The sequence below is a fragment of the Ruegeria sp. AM1 genome, assembly GCF_056540745.1.
The window spans coordinates 909284-928490 of record NZ_JBQFXH010000001.1 but is presented as its reverse complement, the minus strand read 5'-3'; the positions used below and the strand labels follow the sequence as shown (position 1 = coordinate 928490).

The window sequence follows — 19207 nt, the reverse complement described above, 5'->3', positions numbered from 1 at the left end:
CGACGGACCGGAGCCCTTGCATGACAGACCTTAATGCTATTCTTGCACCGGGCATGTATGTCCGCCACTCCGATTTCCCCGAATGGGGCGTCGGACAGGTACAGTCCAACATCGCAGGTAAGATCACCGTTAACTTTCGTGAGCAGGGGAAAGTGGTGATCGACGGGACACGCATTGCCCTGATGCCGGTCTTTGATCCGTGAAACTGGTTTAGGAAAGGTTAACAGGCGCTGCCAATTGCCATCGTGTTGCCTTTGCCGTGGGAACTACGGTAACTGCCAGTACACGTTTCATGGATCAATATCACCGACATGCCGGACGCTGGCCCTTCGTTTACCATTCGCCTCGCTGAAACCCCGGATGAGCTGCGCGCGGCGCAGCGCCTGCGATATGACGTCTTTGTGCGCGAACTGGGCGGCGGCGGCGATATGGTGGATCACGCCGCGGGGCTTGAGCAGGACAGGTTCGATCCGTATTTCGATCACATGCTGGCCTATGATGATGCAACCGGCGAAGTCATTGGTGTGTATCGGCTTTTGCCCGGTGAACGGGCTGCAGAGTTGGGTCAGTTCTATTCCGAAGACGAGTATGACCTGACCGTTCTGAAGCAGAGCGGGCGCAAACTGTTGGAACTTGGTCGCTCCTGTCTGCATCCCGATTATCGGGGGGGAACGGCAATGTATCACCTTTGGAACGGGTTGGCGGCCTATGTCGCTGAACGCGAGATTGAGGTTCTGTTTGGTGTGGCCAGTTTTCACGGAACGGACGTCCAGGCATTGGCCCAGCCGTTGTCGATGCTGCATCACAATCATCTGGCTCCGCCGGACCTGCGGGTGCGGGCGCAACCTGATGTGTTTCAGAGCATGAACCTGATCGCACCAGATGCTCTGGATCGCCGTGCTGCGATGGTTCAGGTGCCGGCCCTGATCAAGGCGTATCTGCGTCTCGGAGGATTCGTGGGCGAGGGGGCGTTCATCGACCACGCCTTTAACACAACCGACGTTTGCCTGATCCTGGACACACAGCGCATGAACGAGCGTCAGAAACGCATCTATGGCGGAGCCTGATCCGGTGAACGAGCCGCTTTGGACCAGCGAAGACGCGCCCGATCCGGTGGATCTGGGTCTGCTGGGCTGGATACTTGTGGTGATACGAGGTCTGCCGCTTGCGCTGCTTGTATTTGGCGGTTTGGCTGCGCTGTTGATGGTGCGGCTGATCGAACTGCCCCTGTTTGGTGTGCATAGACCTGTGACGCCCTTTATCACTCAGTTTGTGTGTCGCACCGCGCTGAGGGTTCTGGGCATCGGGTTTCGAGTATCAGGTGATCTGATGCACCAGCGCGGGGCTGTTGTTGCTAACCATACCTCGTGGCTGGATATCTTTGCTCTGAATGCGCGCAAGCGTGTCTATTTTGTCTCAAAGGCTGAGGTTGCGAAATGGCCCGGTATCGGATGGCTGGCGCGGGCAACAGGTACGGTTTTTATTGAACGCGACCGAAAAAAGGCGCGCGAGCAGACGCAGATTTTTCAGGAACGTCTTGGTGCAGGGCACAAGCTTTTGTTTTTTCCCGAGGGGACATCAACCGATGGCCTTCGGGTTTTGCCTTTTAAAACAACACTCTTTGCAGCGTTCTTCGCAAAGGAACTGCGTAATTTCATGTATGTACAGCCGGTATCCGTGGTCTTTCATGCCCCGGTTGGCCAGCCCGACAGGTTTTATGGCTGGTGGGGTGATATGGATTTTGGCCCCCATCTGCTCAAGACGTTGGGTGCGCGCAGACAGGGATGGGTCGAACTGATCTATCACGCGCCGGCCAAGGTCAGCGACTTTGAAGATCGCAAAGCGCTGGCGGCGCATTGCGAGGCGTCTGTACGTCACGCGCATGCGCTAGCGCGGCTTGAAAAATAGGGGCATTTGACCCTTGCACTGCTGTGAAACCTGCCGTATACGCGCGCCATTCAAACCCGCAGGCGGGGTTTGGGCTTTTTGAGGGAGACATCCTCATCAGGACCGCCGGTTGGAGCATCCGCTTCTTTCACCCCCGCCAAGGCGTAAACCGGAAAAGGAAAACATAGCATGGCTCTTCCCGAGTTCTCCATGCGTCAGCTGCTGGAAGCTGGCGTTCACTTTGGTCACCAGACACAGCGTTGGAATCCCCGCATGGGCCCGTTCATCTACGGCTCGCGCAATGGCATCCACATCATGGACCTGACCCAGACCGTTCCGATGCTGGACCAGGCTCTGCAGGCCGTTCGTGACACCGTTGCAAAAGGTGGCCGCGTTCTGTTCGTTGGTACCAAGCGTCAGGCCGCTGGCCCGATCGCTGAAGCGGCTGAAAAATCGGCTCAGTACTACATGAACCACCGCTGGCTGGGCGGCACGCTGACCAACTGGAAAACCGTTTCCCAGTCGATCAACCGTCTGAACCAGATTGACGAAGCCATGGAATCGGGCGCCGAAGGCCTGACCAAGAAAGAGCGTCTGGGCATGGAGCGTGACCAGGCCAAGCTGCAGGCGTCGCTGGGCGGTATCCGCGAAATGGGCGGCGTTCCTGACCTGCTGTTCGTCATCGACGTCAAAAAAGAAGCATTGGCCATCGCTGAAGCCAACAAGCTGGGTATCCCGGTTGTGGCTGTTGTCGACACCAACTGCTCGCCCGATGGTGTGGATTACATCATCCCCGGCAACGACGACGCAGCCCGCGCCATCGCGCTGTACTGCGATCTGGCCGCACGTGCCGCTCTGGACGGCATGACCGCTCAGATGGGCGCAGCAGGCGTTGACCTGGGCGCGTTCGAAGAAGCTCCGGTTGAAGAAGCCGTTGCAGATGAAACGCCCGCCGAAGCAGAAACACCTGCCGAAGCGTAAGCTGCCCGTCACGTAAATGACATGTGGGGCAGGGTAGACCTGCCCCAATTCCGTTTGAATTGAGGAGAGCCAAAAGATGGCAATCACAGCAGCAATGGTGAAAGAACTGCGCGACTCTACCGGCGCAGGCATGATGGACGCAAAAAAAGCGCTGACCGAAACCGGTGGCAACATGGACGAAGCCGTCGACTGGCTGCGCACCAAAGGTCTGGCCAAAGCGGCCAAGAAATCTGGCCGTACCGCGGCCGAAGGTCTGGTTGCTGTTCACGTCAACGGCGGTAGCGGTGTTGCTGTTGAGGTGAACTCGGAAACTGACTTTGTTGCGAAAAACGCCGAGTTCCAGGAAATGGTCGGCAAGATCGCTTACGCGGCTGAAGGCGTCGACAATGTCGAGGCGCTGCTGGCAGCTGATCTGGGCGGTAAGAACGTGGCCGACACCCTGACCGACAAGATCGCCACCATCGGCGAGAACATGTCGGTCCGCCGCATGGCCAAACTGTCGGGCGACACCGTTGTGTCCTATGTTCACAACGCAGCCACCAACGGCATGGGCAAAATCGGCGTTCTGGTTGCTCTGTCCGGTGGCGACGAAGCGATTGGCAAGCAGGTTGCAATGCACATCGCCGCTGTGAACCCTGCGGCTCTGTCCGAGGCAGATATGGACCCTGCGATCGTCGAAAAAGAGAAGCAGGTTCAGATGGATATCGCGCGCGAATCCGGCAAGCCCGAGCAGGTGATCGAAAAGATGATCATGGGCCGCATGAAGAAGTTCGTCGCCGAATCGACCTTGCTGAACCAGCAATTCGTTGTGAACCCTGACCTGACCGTTGAAGCAGCGGCCAAAGAAGCCGGCGCAACCATCACTGGTTTCATCCGTCTGGAAGTTGGCGAAGGCATCGTGGTCGAGAAAGAAGACTTTGCAGCCGAAGTTGCCAAGGCTGCTCAGGGCTAAGCTTTCCGAATTTTCGGAGACATGTCTCAGCGAACCGGCTGCGCATTGCGTGGCCGGTTTTTTGTGGCCTATGCAACTGCATCACATGTTGGACGAGCAACAAAAAAGGCGCCCAAAAGCGCCCGTTGTTCATATTGTCGAAGTGTTAGATTGAGGGGCCCCGCATGATGGGGATGGTCGAGGCCCCCCAAAAATTCCGACACAGGTACGCGGACGAATAGGCGCCCCTTAGTCAGACCGACCAGAGAGCTTTGTTATTGCAAAGATCTGGTCAAATGTTCCCTGGCTAAAGCCACCACTCACGGAACAACACCACTTTGCAATTTTAGGGGTAATTCGAAAAGTCATGTTTTCCTTACCTAGGGTCAATCGATGCTAATCAGCGTCAAATTCAGGTCCTAGGCTTCCATGACAAACATCTGGTTCTGCAACGACGCCTTGAGCACTGCCTGCGCTGTTGTTTCGACCGATAGGGCCTCACGCGCCAGGCGAAGGTGCTTCTCGACTGTGGCTGAAGTCAACCCCATCAGCAGTGCGATATCTTGTGTTGTTTTTCCATCGCCGACCCATTCCAATGCCTCACGCTGCCGTTTAGTCAAAGCTCGGTTTGGAGCGTTGTATGGCAATGTCAGAATTTTAAGATGTGCGACGTTGTTCATAAGCAGGATATCGTCGCCATGCTCTTCCCAAATCGAGTCCATTTCTTCCTGCGTGCGACCATTTATGGCGGACAACGAAATGGCGCCTTTCGATCGTGCGGATACTGAGTTGAAGCTGATCGTGTAACCCACTGTAATACCGCGGGCTTTGTTGAAATCGAAAACCTTCTGTTCTTCTGGTGTCATCTTGCCGCTGGACATCTTGTCATTAATAAGCTTCCAGCTGGCCGCGCCTTCATGCTTCAGAGCCCATTTTAGCATCGGGGCATTAAAATACAGGCCGGACTTGAGGAAGCCGTCCAAGTAGGCTTTGCAGTGATTGGTGAGGATAACAAAGTCCTCAGGATCACCTAAAGAAGTCTCTGTGCGATATTGCGTGTAGCCATACAACAATCGCTCAAAACCATATTCAGACATTTGGCGACAATGCGCATCCCAAAGCTCCTCCAGAGATTTTGAGTAGCTTACGAAGTTGAGATAGTCTTTCACGTTCATCCGTTACCCCCGCCTCTCAGATGAGACGCCAGAGCATCGAGGGCCAAGACGTACCCCTTTGCGCCGAACCCGCAAATCTGTCCGATTGCAACCGGAGCAATATAAGATTTGTGGCGAAAAGCTTCGCGAGCATGAATATTCGAGAGATGAACCTCGACGGCTGGCAGTTCAACCGATGCAATGGCATCCATCAGCGCAACAGAGGTATGCGTAAATGCGCCTGCGTTTAGGACGATGCCATGCTGAACACCGCGGGCCCCATGAATAGCGTCAATCAGTTCGCCTTCGTGATTAGACTGAAAATGACTAACTGCCTGACCTATCGATTGCCCATGCGACAAGCACAAATCTGCAATCGTCTCAAGAGTCGTTGTGCCATAAACCTCAGGTTGCCTCGTACCAAGCAGATTGAGATTCGGGCCGTTTAGAACCAGAATATTTTGCATTGCTTCACTATCCCCACCGCTTTTTCATAAACGCGAAAAGGTGGCGCTGTCTACTGATCATTGCTCTTATGAGGCGAGCGTGGACTGAACTGTCCTTTGCTGGCAGACTGAGCATTCAAGGTCTTGTCTACTGATCAGTAAGCAGAATAACAACCAGACCGTGAACATTGCGCTTGTCAGTCCCTTCGACGAGCGTAGGGCTTAGGTTTTGTCGAACCTAAGCCGGGCGCGGTTCGCGCCGTGGTCGTCATGCTTGCTGCAATAGAGATTAGGCCGCTTCCTTTAGCAAGAATTGCCTGCCAAGACTTTGTCGTCTGTGACGACTTCAAACCTTTCACCAACGCGCCGCAAGACTGTCCCTTTCAGTTGTGATCAAGACCGTTGCGAAATTCAATTTTGCAAAGCAAAATTGAGCCACGCGAACGATGGTTTCAAACGCCCTCGTATTAGCTTGGAGAGGACGCGGAATGACCCCAGAAGCTCTATTCTCACTCGAGGGCAAAACGGCTCTGGTTACGGGAGGCGCGACTGGCATCGGCTATATGGCGGCCTCTGCATTGGTTCAGGCTGGCGCAAATGTTCTCATCGCCTCGCGCAAGGGGGATGCCTGCAATGCGTCTGCAGAAGAACTTAACGCATTGGGCACTGAGGGACATGCTGAGGGTTTTGCGGGCGATATCAGCAGCGAGAACGGCATAGACGCTTTGGTCGCCGAAGTCGAAAAGCGGGCCGGGCGCCTGGATATCTTGATGAATAATGCTGGTGTCACGTGGGGCGCACCGATAGGAGAGTTTCCTTATGATGCCTGGGAAAAGGTGATGTCAGTGAATGTTGCAGGTATTTTTGATCTGACCCAAAAGCTACTTCCGTTGCTGACAAGGTCAGCCTCTGACGAAGATCCGGCGCGGGTGGTCAATGTTGCCTCGGTCATGGGGGAAGTGCCGATGGGGGACGGGGCCTACAGCTATTCTGCGTCAAAGGCTGCAGTCATTCACCTGTCGCGGGTGCTGGCCAAAGAGTTGGCGCCGCGCAGGATAACGGTCAATGCGCTTGCTCCCGGACCGTTTGTCTCTCGGATGACTGCTTTTGCAACCGGCAATGAGGAAACCCGCGCGAAGGTAGGCAATGCTGTACCGCTTGGCCGGGTTGGGCGCGAAGAGGATATAGCGGGCTGCATGCTGTTTCTGTGCGGGCAGGGCGGAAGCTATGTAACCGGCGCGGTCATTCCGGTTTCCGGTGGAATAAACGTTCAGACGGGCGGCAATATTTTTGCCGAAGCAACATGACGGGCCAAGATCATAACCTGGACGTCGACGCCGTGGACGCTTATCTGAGCGCGCATTTGAAGGGCTATCATGGTCCCGTCGTGGCCGAAAAATTCCCCGTGGGCCAGTCCAACCCGACCTTCAGGCTGCAGACACCGAAAAAGAGCTATGTTTTGCGCCGCAAGCCGCCGGGGCAACTGCTGAAATCCGCACATGCGGTAGAGCGGGAATATCAGGTGCAAACAGCGCTGGCCAACAGCAACGTTCCGGTGCCGGAAATGTACCTGCTCTGCGAAGATGACCGCGTTATCGGTTCGACTTTTTACGTTATGCAGCATTTGCAGGGCCGGGTCTTTCTTGAGCCGACAATGGAGGGGGAAGCCAACAGCGCCCGAGCGGCGGTTATGGAAGAAATGAACCGGGTTCTGGCTGAGCTTCATTCTGTTGACATCGAAGCGGCAGGCCTGTCTGATTATGGACCGACCGGGAACTATTTCGAGCGCCAGATCGCGCGTTGGACCAAACAATACCAAGCGTCAGAAACCGGCATTATTTCGGATATGAACGCCCTGATGACACGTTTGGCGACGTCAATCCCGCCCGATGATGGGCAGCGCACGCTTGTTCATGGGGATTATCGGATCGACAATCTGATGTTTGAGCCCGACGGCAGCCGGTGCATCGGTGTACTTGATTGGGAGTTGTCGACGATTGGACATCCCTATGCCGATCTGGCGGCGGTGATCATGCAGTGGCAGCTGCCACCGGGGAAAGATGGCAGAGGACTAGCTGGTCTGGAGCGTACCAGTTTGGGTCTGCCTTCAGATCAAGCCTTTGTCGAAGGTTATTGCCAGCGGCGTGGCGTGTCAGAGATCAAGAATTTCGGCTTTTACCTCGCCTTCAATTTCTTTCGCATGGCAAGCATATTGCAGGGCGTCTACAAACGCGCGCTGGATGGCAACGCGTCAGACCCGGAGCAGGCACGAGCTCTGGGTGGATATGTGGCGATTCTGGCGCAGCACGGGCTGGCTGCGCTGAAGTGAACGGATAGTGGTATGACCGAGGGAACTCTCGCAGATATGGGGCAAGGGGAAAAAGACAGAAATTTTGTCACTTCTTTGGCGCGGGGCCTGCAGCTTCTGCGTTGCTTCCGCCATGGCGAGGTTGCGCTGACCAATACGGACTTTGCCCAACGTACAAGCTTGCCTAAGCCCACCATATCACGTCTGACGCATACTCTGTGTCAGCTGGGATATCTGGTACAGGATCACCCCGGCGGCGCATACCGGCTGAGCGCCGGAGTGTTGCGGCTGGGGTTCAGCGTTTTGGGCGGGATGGATATTTGCGAACGCGCGACCGATGTGCTGCGCGATCTGCGCGCGGGCGCGAACCCCTATCTGACTGCGGCATTGGGCGAGGCGCACCGGGCTGAGGTTATCTATGTCGCTGTAAACAGATCGACCGAGAACGTCGCGCTGACCATGCATGTTGGGTCGCGACTGCCGCTGTTTTCATCTGCAATGGGACGCGCAATTTTCGCGGGCATGTCGGCAGAAGAGCACGAGGCTGCGATAGAAACCGCCATGAATGACCTCGGGCTGCGCGAGCAGCCATTGCGCGATGCAATACAGGCCGCGCAGGACGAATATCAGAACAAGGGGTATTGCACCGGGTATGCGCTGTGGCGGGATGATGTACACGCCATTGCAGCGCCGGTGTTTTCACAGGAAGATGGGCGTCTCTTTGGCCTGAATATCGGTGGGCCGAGCTTTTATGTCTCGCCAGAAGAGCTGGAAGCAGATCATGCGAACAAGCTGATCGCCGCTTCAAAACGGCTTGGGATGCGCCCCTGAACACTCATCTGTTCAGCTCCAGCTCGAGATTTCCAAGGCTGTTTTTGCCAAAGAACATCTCGGTCCCCACGAACATGCTGGGCACACCAAAAACACCGCGCCTTACGGCGGCTTTGGTTTGATCTTTGAGCTTCTGCTTGATCTCCACGTTTGAAATCGCCTCGCGAATCTTTCGTATGGGCAGCCCGTTTTCGTGAAGTACGTCGGTCAGAACGTTCAAGTCGTCAATCTTTTGCCCATGTATCCAAATTGCATCAAATATCGCGTCTATATATTTGTTTTCCCATGGTTTACCCATCGCGTAGACTGCCCCTCTCATCGCGAATTTAGTGTTGAGGGGATAGTGTGGGCTCATGTGGAAACTCAAACCACGCCGCCGCGCAAAACGGTGCAGGTCATGCGTGAGATAGGAAGACTTCTGCCGGCTTTCAGCGAATGCCTGAAATGGGTTTTGATTGTTCGTCGCCTTAAACACAGTACTCAGAAGAACCGGAACATTCACAACCGTTGCAGAGGTGCGGTTCTGCAAATCTGGCAGAACCTTATGCGCAAGATAAGCATTTGGACTGCAAAAATCATATATAAAATCAAAATGTTTCGTCATGTTGTGCTCCATTCGTGTTGCGCGGGTAGGGGCCCGGCAGACATGATTCTGCGAGGGTTTCAGCTTAGCAATCGCGCGTCGCAAGGACACGAATAGAATAGCGTGTTGGATACACGCAGAAATTGGGCCTGTTGTTTGCACCCGTCAGATTGCATGATCACACTCAGTGCTGTTGGCGAACTGGAATAGGCAATGACTATGTGCTTTGACACCGGTCGGTTGGACCGTATCTGCGATTGGATGCAGCGCTACGTTGATCAGCGCAAATATGCGGGCAGCTCATTTCGGTTGCTTCGTAACGGAAGCGAAGTGTTGTTTCACGCCTGCGGGCAACGCGACATCAGCCGTGATCTTGCGTTCAAACGGGATACGATTGCGCGGATATATTCGATGACCAAGCCAATAACTTCGGTTGCCGCGATGATGTTGATCGAGCGTGGTTTGTTCCATCTGGATGCCCCTGTTTCCGATTTTATCCCTGAACTCAAAGACATGCAGGCGCTGATCCCAGGTGCTGAGCGTCTCGATCAGACCGAACCGTCTGCGACGCCGACCATACACCAGCTGCTGACGCACACCAGCGGTCTGAGTTATCCCTTTAATCCCGGAGTATTACCGCAAGAGATGGAGGCGCGAGAGTTGATCTTTAAGCCCGATCAGGGAGCTCTGTCCGCCAAGGTCGCGGAACTGGGGGAACTGCCGTTAGCTTTCCATCCGGGCGCACACTGGGAGTATTCCGTGGGTATCGATGTGATCGGGCGTGTGATCGAGGTCGTTTCAGGACAAAGTTTGGACCAGTTCTTCGCTGAGCACATATTTGCGCCATTAGGTATGAAGGACACCGCGTTTTCGGTGCCATCCGGGGCAGGGGACCGGTTTGCGTCGCTTTATACCCCGTTGGAAGGCGATGCCATGGCCCTGAACGCGGCCAAAACGGACGGCGAGACGTTGCGGCTTGTCGATCAGGCCGGCCATTCACCGTTCGAAGCTGCCACGACGTATTCAGGCGGCGGAGGTCTGGTTGGGACAATCGATGATTATGTCAAATTCGTCGAGATGCTGCGCAACAAAGGCATTTACGATGGCACGAGATTGCTTGGCACCAGAACGGTAGAGTTCATGATGCGCAATCACTTACCCGGCGATATTGCATCTATGGGACCGCAGAGTTTCGCCGAACAGCCCATGGATGGAATGGGTTTTGGCTTGGGCGGTGCCATTGTTCTCGATCCGGCACGCGCACGAACGCCCGGGGCGGTCGGTGATTTCAGCTGGGGAGGGATGGCATCGACGTTCTTTTGGATCGACTGGCAGAACGCGCTGAGCGCCGTATTCTTTACTCAGTTGTCTCCGTCAAGTTCGTATCCGTCGCGTTCGGAGCTGAAGGCTCTTGTCCTCGGGTCATTGATTGATTGACAGGTCTGGGACTGGTACGCGTCGCTCAGGACCAAACGGAGACACGGACATGACCGAAGCCGAGCGCATTCTGCTGGACCTTCTGAACATTGAACGGCTCGAAGTTGACCTGTTTCGTGGCACCGGATCAGGAGGAGAAACCCCAACGCGGATATTTGGCGGCCAAGTCATCGCGCAGGCCTTGGCGGCGGCATACCGCACTGTTGATGATCGCCTGTGCCATTCGCTGCACGCTTACTTTATTCGCCCGGGCGATCCGGATATTCCCGTTATTTATCAGGTTGATCGAGCGCGAGATGGAGGTTCTTTCACAACGCGTAGAGTAGTCGCGATTCAACATGGTCGACAGATACTGAATATGTCTGCCTCGTTTCACATAGCGGATGAAGGCTGGGATCATCAGCACGACATGCCAGATGTGGATGCGCCAGAACACCATGCGTCTCGGGATGAGCTACGGCAAAAGTATCTGACCCGTGTTCCAGAGCATCTTCGCGCCGAATTGCTACGCGAGCGTCCCATAGATGTCCGTGAGATTGAACCGCTTGATCTGTTTCAGCCCAAAAAAACGGATGATCGAAACTATTTGTGGTTCCGAATGCAGGCTGCAGAACAGGCGGATCAAGTCACGCAGCATCTTTTGCTGGCATACGCGTCGGACATGAGCTTGCTGAGTTCGGGAATGCGGCCACATGGCCTCAGCTGGTTTACGGGCGAGATCAATGGCGCCAGTCTGGATCATGCGATGTGGTTTCATGCGCCGGTGAAGTTTCAAAACTGGCACTTGTACTCTATGGAATCGCCTTGGGCCGGTCGCGGACGCAGCTTCAACAAAGGCTCGATTTATTCTCAAGATGGTCTTCTGGTGGCGTCTGTTGCTCAAGAAGGGTTGCTGCGCCGCACACACAGATGACTTCAAATTTTGTCTTCAACATGATGTTATTGTTTTGTCTATGAGTGGCATGTGTCATCCAAATGTCAATATTTATGTTACATAATACCGATTATGCGAATGACGCATCTAGCCACAAAGCTATGTGTTGGCATGTTATCCGCAGAGTTGAGTGCGGGACGCAAAGCGCGCCCCGCAACAGTCTTTAGCGGCTACCCGCCTTTCCGGGTATATTGAGTCGCTTGGCCGCACGCGGTGGCGTCTTCACACGCAGGTCGCGAGGCGGTTTGGCTTTGACGGTCATTAATTTCGTCGATTTCGGGGCTTCCTCCACAGCAGGAAGGGTCCGCCCGTGGGCGGTTTTTGGTGATTTGAAGGGCATGATGCACCTCATGACAAAAGGAAACAGAGGTCGCGCAGATGCACGACCGTGGACGCCCTCTGGGGGCTAGCGTCGAATGTCCATTGTCAGAGTCCTCCGCAGGAGAGTTTCATTGCGCATTCTGCCAATCCGGGTCAGCGCGCGGTCGGATCAGAAAATATGATGGTCCATTGTTACTATCTCCTTTGCGAATGTTTGGAGAGTGTCAAACTAAGGGGCATCTGTCAAACTTGCTCTATAACGAGGTTATCAAGCAGTCGGTGTCACCAACCACCCTGCCCTCACTTCGATGCCATTCTAAAATGTTGGCTTTGGATGATTGATAACCAGTGCTTGCCGACTGGCAAAGATAATACCGATTGTTCGTTCAAGAGCGGGCCAGACAGTTTCGTCAAGATCACAGGTCCGGATACGCTGGTTTTTTCGGACTATGACGGTAGCAGCATGTTCAAATCCCTCGGCAATATCACCGAAAACCCCAATGTCGGGCTGCTGTTCACCAAGTTTGATGCCGAATCCAGCGCCCGTTATCTGCGTGTGCGGGTTAATGGCAAAGCGACGGTCCACGACGATCACCCGGAGAAATCCAGCTTTCCGGGGGCCAAGCGCATCATGGTAGTCAAGGCCACGCATGTTTATCTGAACTGCGGTCGCTATATTCCTGAGAGCAATTGACTAGCCCATCGCGCCCCATCCCAAAGGCCGATAGGGATCAACCTGTCCCGGAATGGAAAAACAAGCTGGAGATCAAAGAAGCTCTCGAAGGCTCAGCGCCATAGCTGTGCAGGCTGTCAGGTAAATCTGCTGGGACGCTTGGTGGGGCCTTCCTCATCAAGCGCTTCGGCCCGAACTGAGTTCGAGCAAGGCAGTTTGCTCCAAGTATTGATCAGTAAAACGCCTGCAAACCAGTCTGCGCCCGTCCTAGGATCAGCGCGTGAACGTCGTGGGTTCCTTCATAGGTGTTGACGGTTTCAAGGTTAATCATGTGCCGAACAACGTGAAACTCCAATGAGATACCGTTGCCGCCATGCATGTCCCGCGCCATGCGTGCGATGTCCAGCGCCTTGCCACAGTTGTTCCGTTTCACGATAGAAATCATCTCAGGTGCTGCTTCTGCTTGATCCAGCAGTCGACCGACCCGAAGACTGGCCTGCAGCCCCAGCGCGATTTCGGTTTGCATGTCGGCCAGCTTGCGCTGAAAGAGCTGCGTCTGAGCGATCGGCCGGTCGAATTGTTTCCGGTCAAGCCCATATTGCCGCGCGGCATGCCAACAGCATTCCGCCGCCCCCATCACGCCCCAACTGATCCCATAACGCGCACGGTTGAGGCAGCCAAATGGTCCTTTCAGGCCCTGAACGTGAGGCAGCAAAGCCCCCTCGCCAACCTCGACTCCATCCAGCACAATTTCTCCGGTGATCGAGGCACGCAAGCTGAGTTTGTTCTCGATTTTCGGGGCGCTGAGACCTTTGAGACCTTTGTCCAGAACAAAACCCCGTATTTTTCCGCCATGTGCATCTGACTTTGCCCAAATGACAAAGACATCCGCAATCGGGGAATTGGAAATCCACATCTTGCTGCCCGTCAGACGGTAACCGCCGTCGATCTTTTCAGCGCGCGTTTTCATTCCTGCCGGGTCCGAGCCTGCGTCCGGTTCGGTCAGGCCAAAACATCCAATCCATTCGCCGCTCGCAAGTTTGGGCAGGTATTTCTGGCGTTGCTCTTCGGTGCCGTAAGCATAGATCGGATACATCACCAGAGAGCTTTGAACTGACATCATCGAGCGATAGCCGGAATCCACCCGTTCAATCTCGCGCGCGACAAGACCATAGGCGACGTAGCTTGCACCGACGCCCCCGTAGGTTTCGGGGATGGTCGTTCCCAGCAGGCCCATCTCGCCCATTTCGCGAAAGATATCGGGGTCGGTTTCTTCGTTTTCAAACGCTTGCGTGATGCATGGTTGCAGTTTTTCCTGCGCATAGGCGCGCGCGCTGCCCGCGATCAGGCGTTCATCTTCGTTCAACTGGTCAGCCAGTCGGAACGGATCGTCCCATGCAAAATTACCCAAATCCGGAGCATCTTTTGCGCGAAGGACGGGTTTGGTTTCCGGGGCGTTCATTGCAGGGCTCCTGTGGTGAGTTTAACGCACCCTACCCTCTGGAACCCGCAAAAAACAGCAAGAGATTTGCAACTTGTTATGAGTAAATCGCATAGGCAAACGCGACTCAGATCACTGACGAACTCATGGCGAAATGAGACCTAACCCAGCGCATATCCCGCACCTCGCACAGTACGCACCGGATCTTGGCCGCCGTGTTGTGTCAGCGCTTTGCGCAGGCGCCCAATGTGAACGTCTACTGTACGGGTATCGACATAGATGTCCCGGCCCCAAACACGATCCAGCAACTGCTCGCGGCTCCAGACCCGACCGGGTTTTTCCATAAAGGTACTGAGCAGGCGGAATTCAGTCGGCCCTAGCTTCAGCGGCTTGTCATCTCGGCTAACTTTGTGGGTCTCGGAATCCAGAATGATGTCGTCATACTGAAGTCGGATACCAACTGTTGCGGGGCGTACGCGCCGCAGCTGCGTACGCACACGCGCCATCAGTTCCACTACCGAATACGGTTTTACAACATAGTCGTCTGCACCGGTTTCAAGTCCGCGTACCTTGTCGACCTCTTCGCTGCGCGCCGAAAGCATGATGATCGGGATCGAGCGTGTATCGGGGCGCGTTTTTAGTCGGCGGCAAACTTCGATCCCGCTCAGGTTGGGCATCATCCAGTCGAGAACGATGATGTCCGGGTTGTCTTCGTCCACCAGCAGCATAGCTTCATCGCCGCTTGCGGCTTTGGAGACTCGAAAACCTTCTGCCTCCAGATTGTAGGCCAGTACTTCGCGTTGGGCCAACTCATCCTCAACAACCAGTACCGTCGGCTGATCAGCGGACATTGCTTTGCCTCCTAGGCGGTATGCGATGTGATATCGGCTTTGGGCCGGGCCTCGGCCGGGCGTTCACCAGTGACCAGATAAACCACCTGCTCCGCGATTGCGGTGACATGGTCCCCCATGCGTTCGATGTTCTTCGCGATGAAGTGCAGGTGCATACAAGATGAGATGTTGCGAGGATCCTCGGCCATGAAGGTCAAGAATTCGCGGAACAGGCCGTTATACATCTGATCCACTTCTTCGTCGCGCTCGATAACATCGGTGGCCAGCTCTGCGTCACGCTGGATATAGGCGTCCAGCGCGTCGCGCAGCATCACCTCGACCTCGCGCGCCATGCGGCGCAGGGCGGCGGCGCTCCCGTTGATTTCGCCGGCGGTGACCAGCACTGTGGTGCGCTTGGCGATGTTCTTCGAGTAGTCGCCGATGCGCTCAAGGTTGGCCGATACTTTAAGAACCGTCAGGACAAGACGCAGGTCGCTGGCGGTCGGTGCTCGGAGTGCAATCAGACGGGCGGTTTCCTCGTTAATAAGCTCTTCCAAGGCATCGATGGCCTTGTCGCCCTGACGTACTTCTTGCGCCAGTTCTTCGTCGCGCATCTCCAGCGAGCGGGCAGCCCCCATAATGGCCGCCTCGACCAGACCGCCCATCTTCATGATGTGGGCCTGAATGGCTTCGAGATCCCGGTCGAAGGCAGATGCGATATGTTGTTCGGTCATGTCTGAATACCTGTTCTCAGCCGATCCGGCCTGTAATGTAGCTTTCGGTGCGGGGATCTTCGGGATTGGTAAAGATCTGGCCGGTTTCACCAAATTCGACCAGATTGCCCAGATGGAAGAACGCCGTCTTCTGGCTGACCCGCGCGGCCTGCTGCATCGAGTGGGTCACGATCACCACCGAGTAACGCTTGCGCAAATCATCGATCAGCTCTTCGACCTGAGCGGTTGCAATCGGGTCCAGCGCCGAGCACGGCTCGTCCATCAGTAGCACCTCGGGTTCGGTCGCTACCGCGCGAGCGATGCAAAGGCGCTGCTGTTGGCCACCCGACAAACCGGTTCCGGGGGCGTGCAGGCGGTCCTTCACTTCATCCCAGATCGCACCGCGGCGCAGGGATTTCTCAACGATTTCATCCAACTCCGCCTTGTTCTTGGCGAGGCCGTGGATGCGCGGACCGTAGGCCACGTTGTCATAAATCGACTTTGGGAAGGGGTTTGGCTTTTGGAACACCATGCCAACCTTGGCGCGCAGTTGCACCGGGTCGACGCGTTTGTCATAGATGTCTTCGCCGTCCAGCAGAATATCACCCTGCACCCGGCAGATATCGATCGTGTCGTTCATCCGGTTCAGACAGCGCAAAAAGGTGGACTTGCCGCAGCCCGACGGGCCGATAAAGGCCGTTACGGTCTTGTCTTCGATCTCGACATCCACATCCTTGATGGCGTGTGTATCGCCATAATGGACCTGCACGTTGTTCGCGGCGATCTTGATAGCTTTGGAGTCCACGGTCTTCTCCACTCGTGACATGTCGTTCATTGTTGCCTCCACTTACCAGCGGCGTTCAAAGCGGCGGCGCAAGATGACCGCAATCGTGTTCATTGTGACGAGGAAGATCAACAGGATGATGATGCCCCCCCATGCGCGTTCGTAAAAGGCCGGGTCGGCACGCTTGGACCACTCGTAGATCTGCGCTGGCATGGCCGAGTTCGGCGACAGGAAGCCTGCGATAATGCCATCGGGCGGGTTCGAGGCAATAAAGCCCACCATCCCGATCAGAAGCAGCGGTGCGGTTTCCCCCAATGCCTGCGCCAGACCGATGATGGTGCCGGTCAGAATGCCGGGCGCGGCCAGCGGCAGAACATGGTGGAACACGGCCTGCATTTTCGAGGCCCCTACCCCAAGCGCGGCATCCCGGATCGACGGAGGCACGGCTTTCAACGAGGCCCGGGTTGAGATGATGATCGTCGGCAGTGTCATCAGCGTCAGCACCAGACCACCCACCAGCGGGGCCGATGTCGGCAGGTGCATATAGTTGATGAACACAGCCAGACCCAAAATACCGAACACGATAGAAGGCACCGCAGCCAGATTCGAGATATTGACCTCGATGATATCTGTCAGGCGGTTTTGAGGCGCGAATTCCTCAAGATAGATTGACGCCGCAACACCGATCGGCAGCGCCAGTGCAAGCACTACAAACATCATGAACAGCGAGCCCAGCATCGAAACACCGATACCTGCGGCCTCAGGCCGTTGGTCGGACGCATCCGAACCGAAGATGAAGTCAGGGTTAAAGGCTTTGTAAAGGACGCCTGCATCGCGCAATTGGTCAACGAAATCTAGCTGCGCGACTGAGATGCTTTTGTCATTGGCAATCGACTCGCGGGTCACGCGGCCTTTGATATAGCCATCCACGCGGCTGTTGACCAAAAAGCGGAAGCTGACCGTTTTGCCGATCTCGTCAGGATTGGCGATGACATAGTTCCGCAACTCGGCCTGCGCCGCTTTGGACAGGATCTTGCCCATGTCTTTGGCCGACAAATCCGTCTGAATCCCCAGTTTGGCAACTTCGGCTTCCAAGGCCGACGCGATCAGGGGCGCATATCCGAATGTCGAAACCTTCTTGATATCTTCGATATTGCGGTTGCCTTTCTTGTCCAGCTTATCGGCTTTCAGCTCGACACTCAGTTCCAGATAGGTCTGCTGAAACGCGCCCAGACCCGCGGTCACGATATTGGTGACCAGAACCAGCAGCATCAGCAAGCCGATACCAATCGCCGCGATCCCGTAGATCTTGAACCGTCCTTCTGCTGAGTTGCGCCGTTTGGTGCGCGCGTCCTTTTCGAACAGTGACCCGTTTTTGGGCTTTGCAGCAGGAGCAGCGCCTGGAGTTTGGGAAAGGTCGGTCATTCGTACTGCTCCCGGTATTTGCGTACGATGTAGAGGGCAAAGATGTTCAGTCCCAGTGTGATGACGAACAGGGTCAGCCCCAGTGCAAAGGCCACCAGCGTTTCGGGGCTGGCAAAGTCGGTATCGCCTGTCAGCTGGCTGACGATCCGCGTGGTGATTGTGGTCATCGCCTCGAACGGGTTGCCCGAGAATTTGGCGATGGCACCCGCCGCCATGACCACAATCATCGTCTCACCAATGGCGCGGCTTGCCGCCAGCAGGATCGCACCCACGATGCCCGGCAATGCCGCAGGCAGAACCACCTGGCGCACGGTCTCGGATTTGGTCGCGCCCAGCCCCAGTGAGCCATCGCGCATCGACTGCGGCACCGCGTTGATGATGTCATCCGACAGTGAGGACACAAACGGGATCAACATGATCCCCATGACCAGCCCGGCCGTCAGCACCGCGTTCGAGCTGGCCATCCAGCCCAGTCCCAAAGCCCCTCCGTCGCCGAACAGCGACACCAGCGCCGGACCCACCGTCAGCAAAGCAAACAGACCATAAACGATCGTTGGAATACCGGCGAGAATTTCAAGCATCGGCTTGGCAATCGAACGGGTCGCGCCCGAGGCGTATTCCGACAGGTAAATTGCCGCAAACAGGCCAATCGGCACCGCCACGAGCAGCGCAATCAGTGAGATATAGAGCGTCCCCCACAGCAGCGGAAGGATCGACAACTCACTGCCGCCGCGAAAGTTCGGCGCCCAGGTCGGGCCAAAGAAGAAATCCTTCCACGAGTGCAGCTGGAAGAAGTTCATCGTCTCAAACAGCATCGACAAGACAATGCCTACGGTCGTCAGAATAGCGATCGATGCGGCCAACAGCAGCAAGGCCAGAACCCCCTGCTCGACCACGTTTCTAGCACGGAATTCCTTGTGTGTGCGAACATAGGCAAAAGCCGCACCCATCAAGGCTAGCGCCAGCACAATACCCTGCATCGCAACGGTTCCGACGCTGTTCATGCTGCGGTATTTTTGGGCCGCGGTCAGGATCGGTTGGCTGATCTCTTGCGTCAGAACCTGACCTGCATCTTTCAGCGCCGCTGTCAGCGCCTCGATATCGGCATTCGCATCCTGCGCCAGCGCTTCGCTCATGGTGCCCGATGCCACAGCGCCGTCCATGCCATACGCGACGCGGCGCACCTCGCTCATGATCAGGTTGCGGTCCGACCCTTCGGGAATCGCGCTGTCGGGAACAAGGCCCGAGACGGTGTTTTCCACGATCAGCGGCTGCACCAGCAGCCAGATGATCAATACGCCCAATGCCGGAACCAATGCGGTCAGAGCGACATTGTAGCCATAGTAGGACGGCAGCGAATGCAATGCGCGGGCGTCCCCTCCGGCGCTTGTCAGTGCGCGCGTGCGGCCCGCGAAAAATCCGATCACTGCCAGCACAAGCAGGATAAGCAACAACCAGGATAGCGCCATGGGAACTCCGTCGGAATGGCAGGGAGTGGAGTCAAAAAGAACCGGGGCGCGGATAAAAC

General features: G+C 55.8%; 20 protein-coding genes. 11 read left to right on the top strand and 9 right to left on the bottom strand.

Features of this window, described 5'->3' with window-relative positions; all coding sequences use genetic code 11:
* Positions 1-20 precede the first annotated feature (20 nt).
* From ACR0I7_RS04615 to tsf, 5 genes are all read left to right on the top strand, one after another.
* Positions 21-203 (top strand): DUF3553 domain-containing protein, encoded by a 183-nt coding sequence (locus tag ACR0I7_RS04615; RefSeq protein WP_480508880.1) that lies wholly within the window; start codon positions 21-23, stop codon positions 201-203.
* A gap of 108 nt (positions 204-311) precedes the next feature.
* Entirely contained in the window at positions 312-1067 is a 756-nt protein-coding gene (gene olsB, locus ACR0I7_RS04610; RefSeq protein WP_480508878.1) for an L-ornithine N(alpha)-acyltransferase, read from the top strand.
* Positions 1054-1908 (top strand): lyso-ornithine lipid O-acyltransferase, encoded by an 855-nt coding sequence (olsA, locus tag ACR0I7_RS04605; protein ID WP_480508876.1) that lies wholly within the window; start codon positions 1054-1056, stop codon positions 1906-1908. The genes olsB and olsA overlap by 14 nt, the downstream gene beginning before the upstream one ends.
* 168 nt (positions 1909-2076) lie before the next feature.
* A complete protein-coding gene (gene rpsB / locus ACR0I7_RS04600) occupies positions 2077-2868 on the top strand; it encodes a 30S ribosomal protein S2 (RefSeq protein WP_480508874.1) in 792 nt (263 codons plus the stop codon).
* 76 nt (positions 2869-2944) lie between these two features.
* Positions 2945-3820, top strand: coding sequence for a translation elongation factor Ts (tsf, locus tag ACR0I7_RS04595; protein ID WP_480508872.1), 876 nt, complete (start codon positions 2945-2947; stop codon positions 3818-3820).
* Between the two features lie 398 nt (positions 3821-4218).
* Here tsf and ACR0I7_RS04590 read toward each other — a convergent pair whose 3' ends face one another.
* Both ACR0I7_RS04590 and aroQ read right to left on the bottom strand, forming a co-directional pair.
* The gene (locus tag ACR0I7_RS04590) at positions 4219-4974 is read right to left on the bottom strand and encodes a helix-turn-helix transcriptional regulator (protein WP_480508870.1); all 756 of its coding nucleotides are present in this window, start codon (positions 4972-4974) and stop codon (positions 4219-4221) included.
* Positions 4971-5420 carry a type II 3-dehydroquinate dehydratase gene (gene aroQ / locus ACR0I7_RS04585; RefSeq protein ID WP_480508868.1) on the bottom strand — a complete coding sequence of 150 codons (450 nt, stop codon included), beginning with the start codon at positions 5418-5420 and terminating at the stop codon, positions 4971-4973. Before aroQ ends, ACR0I7_RS04590 begins: the two co-directional genes overlap by 4 nt.
* Before the next feature lie 467 nt (positions 5421-5887).
* Between aroQ and ACR0I7_RS04580 the strand changes: the two genes are divergently transcribed.
* Genes ACR0I7_RS04580 through ACR0I7_RS04570 form a run of 3 tightly spaced genes read left to right on the top strand, consistent with a single transcriptional unit; the run spans position 5888 to position 8538 of the window.
* Positions 5888-6706, top strand: coding sequence for an SDR family oxidoreductase (locus ACR0I7_RS04580; protein ID WP_480508866.1), 819 nt, complete (start codon positions 5888-5890; stop codon positions 6704-6706).
* Positions 6703-7728 (top strand): phosphotransferase, encoded by a 1026-nt coding sequence (locus ACR0I7_RS04575; RefSeq protein WP_480508864.1) that lies wholly within the window; start codon positions 6703-6705, stop codon positions 7726-7728. The genes ACR0I7_RS04580 and ACR0I7_RS04575 overlap by 4 nt, the downstream gene beginning before the upstream one ends.
* 12 nt (positions 7729-7740) lie before the next feature.
* Positions 7741-8538 carry an IclR family transcriptional regulator gene (locus ACR0I7_RS04570; protein ID WP_480508862.1) on the top strand — a complete coding sequence of 266 codons (798 nt, stop codon included), beginning with the start codon at positions 7741-7743 and terminating at the stop codon, positions 8536-8538.
* 4 nt (positions 8539-8542) lie between these two features.
* Here ACR0I7_RS04570 and ACR0I7_RS04565 read toward each other — a convergent pair whose 3' ends face one another.
* The gene (locus ACR0I7_RS04565; RefSeq protein WP_480508860.1) at positions 8543-9142 is read right to left on the bottom strand and encodes a DsbA family protein; all 600 of its coding nucleotides are present in this window, start codon (positions 9140-9142) and stop codon (positions 8543-8545) included.
* A gap of 198 nt (positions 9143-9340) precedes the next feature.
* On the opposite strand from ACR0I7_RS04565, the gene ACR0I7_RS04560 reads away from it, so the two are divergent.
* From ACR0I7_RS04560 to ACR0I7_RS04550, 3 genes are all read left to right on the top strand, one after another.
* Entirely contained in the window at positions 9341-10558 is a 1218-nt protein-coding gene (locus ACR0I7_RS04560) for a serine hydrolase domain-containing protein (RefSeq protein WP_480509711.1), read from the top strand.
* A gap of 49 nt (positions 10559-10607) precedes the next feature.
* On the top strand, positions 10608-11471 hold the full coding sequence (locus ACR0I7_RS04555) for an acyl-CoA thioesterase (protein ID WP_480508858.1): 864 nt from the start codon (positions 10608-10610) through the stop codon (positions 11469-11471).
* Between the two features lie 676 nt (positions 11472-12147).
* On the top strand, positions 12148-12507 hold the full coding sequence (locus ACR0I7_RS04550; protein WP_480508856.1) for a pyridoxamine 5'-phosphate oxidase family protein: 360 nt from the start codon (positions 12148-12150) through the stop codon (positions 12505-12507).
* A 211-nt stretch (positions 12508-12718) separates the two neighbouring features.
* Here ACR0I7_RS04550 and ACR0I7_RS04545 read toward each other — a convergent pair whose 3' ends face one another.
* From ACR0I7_RS04545 to pstC, 6 genes are all read right to left on the bottom strand, one after another.
* Positions 12719-13948 carry an acyl-CoA dehydrogenase gene (locus ACR0I7_RS04545; protein ID WP_480508854.1) on the bottom strand — a complete coding sequence of 410 codons (1230 nt, stop codon included), beginning with the start codon at positions 13946-13948 and terminating at the stop codon, positions 12719-12721.
* A 140-nt stretch (positions 13949-14088) separates the two neighbouring features.
* Positions 14089-14778, bottom strand: coding sequence for a phosphate regulon transcriptional regulator PhoB (gene phoB / locus ACR0I7_RS04540; RefSeq protein WP_480508853.1), 690 nt, complete (start codon positions 14776-14778; stop codon positions 14089-14091).
* An 11-nt stretch (positions 14779-14789) separates the two neighbouring features.
* Entirely contained in the window at positions 14790-15491 is a 702-nt protein-coding gene (phoU, locus tag ACR0I7_RS04535; protein WP_480508851.1) for a phosphate signaling complex protein PhoU, read from the bottom strand.
* 16 nt (positions 15492-15507) lie between these two features.
* Positions 15508-16305, bottom strand: a complete 798-nt coding sequence (gene pstB, locus ACR0I7_RS04530; protein WP_480508849.1) for a phosphate ABC transporter ATP-binding protein PstB — start codon at positions 16303-16305, stop codon at positions 15508-15510.
* A 12-nt stretch (positions 16306-16317) separates the two neighbouring features.
* A complete protein-coding gene (gene pstA, locus ACR0I7_RS04525; protein WP_480508847.1) occupies positions 16318-17679 on the bottom strand; it encodes a phosphate ABC transporter permease PstA in 1362 nt (453 codons plus the stop codon).
* Complete coding sequence (pstC, locus tag ACR0I7_RS04520) at positions 17676-19148, bottom strand: phosphate ABC transporter permease subunit PstC (protein WP_480508845.1); 1473 nt, start codon at positions 19146-19148, stop codon at positions 17676-17678. The genes pstA and pstC overlap by 4 nt, the downstream gene beginning before the upstream one ends.
* Positions 19149-19207: the final 59 nt, after the last annotated feature.

Coding starts and splice junctions, on each gene's coding strand:
- ACR0I7_RS04615 (WP_480508880.1), top strand. CDS start 21: ATGACAGACCTTAATGCTATTCTTGCACCGGGCATGTATGTCCGCCAC.
- olsB (WP_480508878.1), top strand. CDS start 312: ATGCCGGACGCTGGCCCTTCGTTTACCATTCGCCTCGCTGAAACCCCG.
- olsA (WP_480508876.1), top strand. CDS start 1,054: ATGGCGGAGCCTGATCCGGTGAACGAGCCGCTTTGGACCAGCGAAGAC.
- rpsB (WP_480508874.1), top strand. CDS start 2,077: ATGGCTCTTCCCGAGTTCTCCATGCGTCAGCTGCTGGAAGCTGGCGTT.
- tsf (WP_480508872.1), top strand. CDS start 2,945: ATGGCAATCACAGCAGCAATGGTGAAAGAACTGCGCGACTCTACCGGC.
- ACR0I7_RS04590 (WP_480508870.1), bottom strand. CDS start 4,974: ATGAACGTGAAAGACTATCTCAACTTCGTAAGCTACTCAAAATCTCTG.
- aroQ (WP_480508868.1), bottom strand. CDS start 5,420: ATGCAAAATATTCTGGTTCTAAACGGCCCGAATCTCAATCTGCTTGGT.
- ACR0I7_RS04580 (WP_480508866.1), top strand. CDS start 5,888: ATGACCCCAGAAGCTCTATTCTCACTCGAGGGCAAAACGGCTCTGGTT.
- ACR0I7_RS04575 (WP_480508864.1), top strand. CDS start 6,703: ATGACGGGCCAAGATCATAACCTGGACGTCGACGCCGTGGACGCTTAT.
- ACR0I7_RS04570 (WP_480508862.1), top strand. CDS start 7,741: ATGACCGAGGGAACTCTCGCAGATATGGGGCAAGGGGAAAAAGACAGA.
- ACR0I7_RS04565 (WP_480508860.1), bottom strand. CDS start 9,142: ATGACGAAACATTTTGATTTTATATATGATTTTTGCAGTCCAAATGCT.
- ACR0I7_RS04560 (WP_480509711.1), top strand. CDS start 9,341: ATGTGCTTTGACACCGGTCGGTTGGACCGTATCTGCGATTGGATGCAG.
- ACR0I7_RS04555 (WP_480508858.1), top strand. CDS start 10,608: ATGACCGAAGCCGAGCGCATTCTGCTGGACCTTCTGAACATTGAACGG.
- ACR0I7_RS04550 (WP_480508856.1), top strand. CDS start 12,148: ATGATTGATAACCAGTGCTTGCCGACTGGCAAAGATAATACCGATTGT.
- ACR0I7_RS04545 (WP_480508854.1), bottom strand. CDS start 13,948: ATGAACGCCCCGGAAACCAAACCCGTCCTTCGCGCAAAAGATGCTCCG.
- phoB (WP_480508853.1), bottom strand. CDS start 14,778: ATGTCCGCTGATCAGCCGACGGTACTGGTTGTTGAGGATGAGTTGGCC.
- phoU (WP_480508851.1), bottom strand. CDS start 15,491: ATGACCGAACAACATATCGCATCTGCCTTCGACCGGGATCTCGAAGCC.
- pstB (WP_480508849.1), bottom strand. CDS start 16,305: ATGAACGACATGTCACGAGTGGAGAAGACCGTGGACTCCAAAGCTATC.
- pstA (WP_480508847.1), bottom strand. CDS start 17,679: ATGACCGACCTTTCCCAAACTCCAGGCGCTGCTCCTGCTGCAAAGCCC.
- pstC (WP_480508845.1), bottom strand. CDS start 19,148: ATGGCGCTATCCTGGTTGTTGCTTATCCTGCTTGTGCTGGCAGTGATC.